The sequence below is a fragment of the Spectribacter hydrogenoxidans genome (genome assembly GCF_031846275.1).
Lineage (GTDB): Bacteria > Pseudomonadota > Gammaproteobacteria > Nevskiales > Salinisphaeraceae > Spectribacter > Spectribacter hydrogenoxidans.
Genome location: NZ_JAVRIB010000064.1, coordinates 1 through 239 on the forward strand (window position 1 = coordinate 1; position 239 = coordinate 239).

Annotated in this window: 1 protein-coding gene; it reads right to left on the reverse strand. The window is 61.9% G+C overall.

Features of this window, described 5'->3' with window-relative positions; translation table 11 throughout:
* Window positions 1-177, reverse strand: a 177-nt coding sequence (locus tag RM532_RS15890; protein WP_311654312.1) for a transposase, incomplete at its 3' end; no start/stop codon positions are given.
* Window positions 178-239 lie beyond the last annotated feature (62 nt).

Below are 239 nucleotides of genomic sequence, written 5' to 3' on the forward strand. Positions count from 1 at the left end.
GCCAGTGCCGCCGAAGGCGGTCCGGCCTGGCTCGTCGATCTCGCGGCGCCAGCGACTGAGCAGGTTGGCGGCAATGCCGATGTCATGGGCCACCTGGGCCACGCTGACATCCGGATGACGGGTCAATTCAACCGCTTCGCGCTTGAACTCGGAACTGAATCTTCTTCGCTTGGACATGGACACTCCTTTGGGCCATTGTGACGCCTTTCGTAAGTGTCCGTGCTAACGGGACCGAACCC